Here is an 8,190-nt window from a genome sequence, read left to right on the forward strand (position 1 = left end):
GAAAAATCAACACACCCGTGCTGCCAAAGAATAGTCTGGGTTTTAACTCTGGGCAAACGAGAATCAAAAGCCACGCTCCTCTCATTCCAATTTTAAATCACAACGACAATAAAAGCCGTTTGATCTCTTTTACTCTCGCCTTGGCATCCTTCTTCGTGAGCCGGGGAAATTTTCCGCCGACCATGATGAAGTCGCCGTTGCGGGTGAGCATCAATTTGTCGTCTTTCACTTCAATCACCGTCACGCCGCGTTCGCTCGCCAGAATTTTTATTTCGCCCACGAGCAGCAATAATTCCACCGCCGCCGGTAATTGCCCGAATCGGTCCCGCAACTCGCGCTCTAGTTGATCCAGCGCCGATTTTTCATTCGCCTGCGCCAGCTTGCGATAAAATTCAATCCGCTGTTTCGCCTCTGAAATATAATTGAGCGGAATGAATGCCGAGGTGCGCGCGACCGGTTCTTTTTCCGGCAACGGTTTTGCGTCGTGGACCACATGGGTCATCACTTCGCGCGGAATATTGATTTCAAAATCCGGCGCGGCGTCCCTGATTTTCGTTTTTGGTTTTTCAACCGTTGTTTCCTCGCCCGGATTCAAAGCAATGAAATCGAATCGCACCTGGACTTCCACGCGCGGTTTCACGGTTTCACCCTTGAGCGCGGCGACGCTCTGTTTCAACAACTGGCAATAGAGATCGAACCCCACCGCGGTAATCTGCCCGCTTTGTTCCGGCCCCAGCATATTTCCCGCTCCGCGAATTTCGAGATCGCGCATGGCGATTTTGAAACCACTGCCGAGCGTCGAATATTGTTTCAACGCCGTGATGCGTTTGCGCGCGTCAGCCAGCAATCCGGCATGACGCGGCAAAAGCAGATACGCGTACGCCTGGTGTTTATAACGACCTACGCGGCCACGCAACTGGTAAAGGTCGCTCAAACCAAAGCGGTCGGCGCGATCAATGAGAATCGTATTCGCATTCGGAATATCCAGGCCACTTTCGATGATCGTGGTGGACAACAGCACATCCGCCTCGCCATTGATGAATTTGGTCATCACTTCTTCGAGGTCGTCCGCGTGCATCTGGCCGTGCCCGACAATGATCCGCGCGCGCGGAACCAACGCCCGCAATTTTTGCGCGGTGGCTTCAATGGTCCCGACGCGATTGTGCAAAAAGAAAACCTGCCCGCCACGATTCAACTCGCGCTGGATGGCATCGCGCACCAGCCGTTCGTCGTATTGCGCAACGATGGTCTCCACCGGCAGGCGGTCCTGCGGCGGCGTCTCAATCGTGCTCATGTCGCGCGCACCGGTGAGCGCGAGATAAAGCGTGCGCGGAATCGGCGTGGCGCTCAGCGTGAGCACGTCCACGAGGCGACGAATCTGTTTGAATTTTTCCTTGTGCAAAACGCCGAAGCGTTGCTCCTCGTCAATGACCACAAGTCCCAGATCCTTGAACGCGATGTCCGCCTGCAAAAGCCGGTGCGTCCCGATCACTATGTCCACCGCGCCCGCCGGTAAATCCTGCACCACGCGTTTGCGTTCGCGCGGCGTGCGAAAACGCGACAGCAATTCCACGCGCACCGGATAATCCGCCATGCGTTCTCGAAACGTGTTGAAATGTTGCTGCGCGAGAACTGTCGTCGGCACCAGCACGGCGACTTGCCGTCCGTCCATGACGGCCTTGAATGCCGCGCGAATGGCCACTTCGGTTTTTCCAAAACCGACATCGCCGCAAATCAAACGGTCCATCGGCTTGGGACGTTCCATGTCCAGCTTGGTTTCATTGATGGCGCGCAGTTGATCGCGGGTTTCCTCGTAGAGAAATGCGCCCTCGAATTCGCGCTGCCACGGCGTGTCTTCTTTGAAGGAGTGACCCTCCTGTGATTCGCGCGCCGCCTGAATGGCCAGCAGTTCACTTGCGACATCCCGCACCGCACGCTCGGCTTGCGCTTTGGCCTTCGCCCAACGAGTGCCGCCGAGAGTGTTGAGTTGCGGCCGCGCTTTGCCCGCGCCTACATATTTGCTGACGAGATGGGCCTCGGTCACCGGCACATAAAGTTTCGGCGCGGCTTGCGTCGGATCGGCCGGAGCATATTCGATCACCAGACATTCCTGCCCCGTGTCCGAAGAAATAAGCGTGTCGGCATTTCGCCTGCCGGTCATCGGCAAAACCTTTAATCCGACAAAACGCCCGATGCCATGTTGCAAATGAACCACGTAATCGCCGTCCTCGAATTCCGTGAAATCAATATCCAACGCTGAACGCGTGGCCTGCGCATGCGGTGATTTTAAGCGACGCGGTCGCTGCACTTTGTAACGCCCAAAAATTTCGGCATCGGTTACGACCACCCATTTCGCTTCGTCAAAAATAAATCCTCGGCTGAGCGCGCCCGTCAGCATGAACAACCGCGCTTCGGCGTCGAAACCGTAATCTTTCCAGATTTCCAAAAAACGCTGGCGCTCACCGTCGTTGTTACACGCCACATGCACCGCGTAGCCCTGCCTCGACCAGCGATGGAGTTGCGCAAAAAATTCACGGCGTTGCGCCTCGGCAATCTGTGGCTCTGGCGCTTGCGGGCCAAGCGGGCGAAAAGCTTCCAGCGAAGAAAAGTTTAGCATCACGCTCTCGTCAGAAGTTTCCACCACTTCTTCTTCGCTCGAAAAAGCCGAGTCATTCAAGATTTCGACCACTCGTAAAATCGTCAGGCCTTTTGCGGAAATTTCATTCTGAAAATCTTCCCACGACCAAAAGAATGGATCGCCGGCCGGAACTTGTTGCTCGTATTCATCCGCGTGAGCCGTGACACGTTCCGGTTCGCAAATGAGAAAAATTGCATCCGCTGGCAGGTAATCCAAAAGCGTCGCGAGTTCAGACGGATTGCCGTTCATTTCAGTTCCCCTGGCGCGTTTGAGAATTCCTAATTCACCGCCGGGCGGCAGCGTGACGGCGGTGATGGCATCGCGAGAGACTTGCGTGATGGGATCGAAGTGGCGCAGCGATTCCAATTCGTCGCCGAAAAATTCCAGCCGCACCGGCCACGCGCTTGTCAGCGAAAAAACATCAAGGATGCCGCCGCGCAAGGCGATCTCGCCTTTCTGCGTCACCTGCGCTTCGGGTTCATAGCCTTGCTCTTCGAGCCATTCGATGAGATCAAGCGGTTCAATGCGGTCGCCGCGATTGAGTGTCCGTGTGCGTTCTTTGATTGCCCGAGCCGTGAAAGTCCGCTGCAAAAGCGCAACGACATTGGCGATGACCAGCGGTGCGGGCTGATTTTTGTTCGAAGCGTAATCGGAGAGCGCAACCAAGGTTTCCAAACGCTCGCTGATGACATCCGCATGCGGCAGGCGCGCTTCGTGAGGAAGAATTTCCCAGGCAGGATAAAAAAATTGGCGCACCGCTCCGGATTTTGGCGGCAGGTTATTTCGCCCGGCAAATTGCGCCGCCCAGGTTTCCAAATCCTGTTGAAAGCTTTCCTGCGCCTTGAGGCCGTCCGTGACCACCACAATCGGACGCTGCGGAAAAAGCTCGCGCAACAATGCCGCAAGAAAAGGCTGCGCCGCTGGGCTCACGCCGGCGCAAGACAATGCGCCGCCATGCTCCAATCGCCGGGCCACGGCCTGCACAGCGGGAGAATTCAAAACCGTAGCGACGAGATCATCCGCTGCCGGCGCTGACAAATGTTGCGTCAGACAAAATAAAACTCGCAGCCATCGGCCTTTGCGTCAAGGGGGCAGGTGAATCAGCCACGCATGGAACACGGATAAAACACGGATTAGAAAAGATGGGCTGGAAATTCCACAACAATTAGAAAGAAACTCTCTCCGATTTATTTTTTATTCAATCCGTGTTTTATCCGTGTTCCATCCGTGGCTAAAAAAATCAAAATTTGTTTTTCACTTGGAGTAATTTTTGTTTCGTGGTTTGCTGCGACTCAGCGCTGGTCATTTTAAAAATTTATGTTTTCAGGCATTCGTTCGGTTCATTTTATTGGCATCGGCGGCACCGCCATGGCGTCCGCCGCCGCCGCCATGAAACAGAAGGGCTTTCAGGTCACGGGCTCCGACCAAAATATTTATCCGCCCATGTCCACATTCCTGGCGGACCAGAAAATCGAGTTTATGTCCGGTTACGCGGAGCCGAATCTCGCGCACAAACCCGACCTTGTCGTTGTCGGCAACGCCATTTCGCGCGGCAATCCCGAGGCGGAACTTGTGCTGGAAAAAAAGTTGCGCTATTGTTCGCTGCCGGAATTGCTCAAGGAATTTTTCATTCGCGGCAAACGCTCCATCGTCGTGTCCGGCACACATGGGAAAACCACCACGACCTCGCTGCTCACCTGGGTTTTCGAGCACAATGGCCTGAACCCAAGTTATCTCATCGGCGGTATCCCCAATAATTTCAGCCAGGGCGCGCGCTTCACGGATAGCGAATGGTTCATCATCGAGGGTGACGAATATGACACCGCGTTCTTTGACAAGCGCAGCAAGTTTGTTCATTACCTGCCCGAGGTTGCGATCATCAATAATCTTGAATTCGACCATGCGGATATTTTTGAAAACGTCGGCACGATCCAGACTGCCTTCAAGCGGTTCATCAATTTAATCCCGCGCAACGGCCAGTTGCTCGGCAATGGCGACGACCCGAATCTTGCGCCGCTGCTCAACGTGACGCATTGCCCGGTCAAGCGCTTTGGCTTTGGTCCCGACAATGCCTGGCGCGCGGAAAAAATTACTCTCGCACCGACCGTCACTGAATTTGAAATGCCCAGTTTTAAATTTCGCATCAACCTGCTCGGCGAACTCAATGTGCGAAACGCACTGGGCGTCGTTGCGGCGGCGCGTCATTGCGGCTTGAAAAATCATCAAATCCAGGAAGCATTCGATACCTTTAAAGGTGTGAAACGCCGCATGGAAGTTCGCGGCGTGAGCGGCGGAGTGACGGTTGTGGACGATTTCGGCCATCATCCGACGGCGATTCGCGAGACGTTGCGCGCGTTGCGGGTGAAGTTCGAGGGGCATCGCATTTGGGCGATTTTTGAGCCGCGCACAAACACGACGCGGCGAAATGTTTTTCAGGACGAATTGGCCGCGGCCTTCGCCGATGCCGACGCAGTGGTAGTATCGCAGATCGCCCGCCTCGAATTGCTTCAACCCGACGAACGCCTTGATCCGGCGCGCCTCATGCAGGACATCAAGGCTAGTGGAAAAACCGCCGAGTATTTGCCCGATGCCGACGCCATCGTGTATCACGTTTCAAAACATGCCGAGGGCGGCGACGTAATTTGTGTGTTTAGCAACGGCGGGTTTGGAGGAATCCACGGCAAGCTGCTCGACCGCTTGAATTACACCGGGAAAAAATAGTCGCCGACTGCGCGACTACTTGGTTTCAACTTTTATCGCGGACGGCGCTGCGTTAGTGTCCGCCGCCTCCTTTTGTTTCAAGGCGAGATTTTTTTCGAGGCGCGTTTTCAGATCGTTATAAATCGGATTGGAGACGCGGTCGAGATTGTGGCGGGCTTCGGCGAACCGGCCAGCGTTTAATTGAAAGCGCGCGAAGTGAAGATAAACGCCTTCGCGTTCCACATCCGTTTCCGCGATCTTCAAGGCGTTCGTCCAGGCATTCAGCGCCTCGTCCGTGCGCGTGGGGCGGATGCCGTAATAGGTCTGCGCGACGTCTTGGGCCAATTCAAAATTATTCGGATCGAGCTTCATCGCCTGCTCGTAAAGCTTCATCGCCTTGTTATAAATCTCCTGCTCCGGCAGGTGGTAGTAGGGGACGGAATTGCTGCGAAACAAATATATCGTCGTGGCGAGATTTTGATAATAGATCGGTTCGGTGGGATCGAGTTGAATGGCCTTCTCGTAATAGCCAAAAGCCTTGTCCACCGGGCCGCTATGGGTGTATTCGTTGGCAAGTTGATTGTAAGGCACCGGATTTTTTGGATCCAGTTTCATTACGGTCTCAAATTGCGCTATCGCCCCATCTTCATCCTGCGAGTCATTTAGAAAACTCCCATACGCGAGATGCGCCCCGATGTGATTGGGATGTTTCGCTAGAAAATCCGTGTACTCTTGCTTGATACCGTCGAAGCGCCTGCGGATTTTTGCGTTTAACTCGTTCGCCTTGATGCCGCCGCCTTCTTTGGCAAAACTTTGGTTGTCACGGATCCAGCCGTCCACTTCGGCTTGGGCGGCGTCATCGTCAGCCGTGATTTTGTGATATTCCTTTTCAACCGGGTCATTGGGATCGGGAATGGAAACCGTGAGGCCAGTGGTTTGGGTCACCAGATTGCTGACGGCGGCAGGTTGATTCGTCGCCAGCAAAGCGCCCAACAGTCCGATAAGGAGATCGCTCACGAAAGCAACGTAACATTCTTTAATTGAGAGTCGAGTGCAGAAACGGCGGCTTTAAAAAAATCATTGAAAAACCCGTTCAAACGCATTTTGTGAGAAAAGACCATTGTTACTTGTTGCAAACCAGTTATAGTTCCCGACCCTGAAGCTAAATAATGCGGCGCAAAATTCGCGCAACTTTATTTGGTTTCGGTTGTTAAGCATATAAGAACAGTCGAAAAATCGGAAAATTGATGGGTTTTGCTTCAATCAGAGAGTTTTTTGCCCAAGTGGCCATGATCACTCCCGCGCAGTTCGAGGAGTGGAACAAGGCTTGGCGTGTGGCGGCCGAAAACGGTTCTCAGGAATCGTTGCTCGCCTTTATTTGCCGTGAACGCGGTGTGCCCGAAGATGTTTTCCTGCAACAACTCGCGAAGGCGCTTGGCTGGCCTTTCCTCGAATTGGCTAAACTGGATGTTCCACCCGAGGCACGCCAAAAAGTTCCGACGAAAGTCGCGTTTCAATATTCAGTTTTGCCCACGCGTTTTGAGGGCGGCGAACTTCAAGTAGTCATCAGCAATCCTTTTGACGCGGCGATGCTTAATGCCGTCCGCTTCAACGCCGGTGGTCCGGTGACCTTCGCGCTCGCGCCAAAAATCGAGATCGAGAAAGCGCTCAAGAAATATTACGGCGTCGGAGCGGAAACCCTCGATGAAATGGCGAAGGACGAGCCGATTGATTTGCTGGTCGGCGAGGACAAGGAAATCACCGAAGGCGATCAGGAAGCGAGCGTCATCAAGTTCGTCAACCAGATCATTTGGGAAGCTTACAAGGACCGCGCGACGGACATTCACTTTGAACCGGCGGAAGATGAGTTGCGCATCCGCTACCGCATTGACGGCATCCTGCACCAGACGCCGATGCCGCCCCAGCTCAAGCGTTACCAGGCGGCGCTCATTTCGCGTATCAAGGTCATGTCCGGCATGAACATCGCCGAAAAGCGACTGCCGCAAGACGGACGTATCAATGTCCGCATCAAGGGTGAGGAAATTGATATTCGCGTTTCCACAGTGCCGACGGTTTATGGCGAAAGCGTTTCCCTGCGCTTGCTGACACGTGGAAAAATTTTCTTGAGCCTTGAGAAGCTCGGTTTTTCGACGCTCGAAGAAAATGCCATTCGCGAAATCATTCTCAAGCCGCACGGAATTTTCCTCGTCACCGGCCCGACCGGCTCCGGCAAGTCCACGTCGCTCTACGCGTTTTTGAGCAGCATCAATTCCGTTCACAAGCGCATCATCACGATTGAGGAGCCGGTCGAATATGAATTGAAAGGCATCAACCAGATCGCGGTGCGCGCGGACATCGGGCTGACGTTCGCGATGGGCTTGCGCCATATTTTGCGCCAGGACCCGAACGTGATCATGGTCGGTGAAATTCGCGATTTGGAGACGGCGGAAATCGCCATCCGCGCCTCGCTGACTGGTCACTTGGTGTTCTCCACGCTGCACACGAACGACGCGCCGAGCGCGTTCACGCGTTTGATCGACATGGGCATCGAGCCGTTTCTCGTGGCGTCGTCGGTGGAGGCGATCATGGCGCAACGCTTGGTCCGCACGATTTGTCCGCATTGCAAGACCGAGCAAAAGGTGGAGCGCGATTATTTGTTGAAGATTGGTTTTCCCGAAGAGGAAATTGCGACGACGCATTTCATGCGCGGGACCGGTTGCGAGCAATGCCGCGGGCTGGGTTACCAGGGGCGGCTGGCGATTTACGAATTGCTGGTGCTGAATGAAGCGATGCGCCCGCTGATTTTGAACCGGTCGTCTTCGACGACCATCGCGCAGAAAGCGATGGAGCAG

General features: G+C 54.4%; 4 protein-coding genes. 2 read left to right on the forward strand and 2 right to left on the reverse strand.

Annotated elements, in window-relative coordinates:
• Positions 1 to 97: 97 nt before the first annotated feature.
• Positions 98 to 3,676, reverse strand: a complete 3,579-nt coding sequence (gene mfd / locus VH413_17290; GenBank protein ID HEX3800451.1) for a transcription-repair coupling factor — start codon at positions 3,674 to 3,676, stop codon at positions 98 to 100.
• 279 nt (positions 3,677 to 3,955) lie between these two features.
• On the opposite strand from mfd, the gene mpl reads away from it, so the two are divergent.
• On the forward strand, positions 3,956 to 5,359 hold the full coding sequence (gene mpl, locus VH413_17295; GenBank protein HEX3800452.1) for a UDP-N-acetylmuramate:L-alanyl-gamma-D-glutamyl-meso-diaminopimelate ligase: 1,404 nt from the start codon (positions 3,956 to 3,958) through the stop codon (positions 5,357 to 5,359).
• A gap of 15 nt (positions 5,360 to 5,374) precedes the next feature.
• On the opposite strand, the gene VH413_17300 is transcribed toward mpl, so the two are convergent.
• Positions 5,375 to 6,355, reverse strand: a complete 981-nt coding sequence (locus tag VH413_17300) for a hypothetical protein (GenBank protein ID HEX3800453.1) — start codon at positions 6,353 to 6,355, stop codon at positions 5,375 to 5,377.
• A gap of 272 nt (positions 6,356 to 6,627) precedes the next feature.
• Here VH413_17300 and VH413_17305 point away from each other — a divergent pair.
• A partial coding sequence (locus tag VH413_17305) for an ATPase, T2SS/T4P/T4SS family (protein HEX3800454.1) occupies positions 6,628 to 8,190 on the forward strand: 1,563 nt, incomplete at its 3' end.

It is taken from the genome of Verrucomicrobiia bacterium, assembly GCA_036268055.1.
In the GTDB taxonomy this organism is placed as follows: Bacteria; Verrucomicrobiota; Verrucomicrobiia; order Limisphaerales; family Pedosphaeraceae; genus DATAUW01.

Bases quoted from the DNA above. Each gene is read 5' to 3' on its own strand.
- mpl (HEX3800452.1), top strand. From the start codon at position 3,956: ATGTTTTCAGGCATTCGTTCGGTTCATTTTATTGGCATCGGCGGCACC.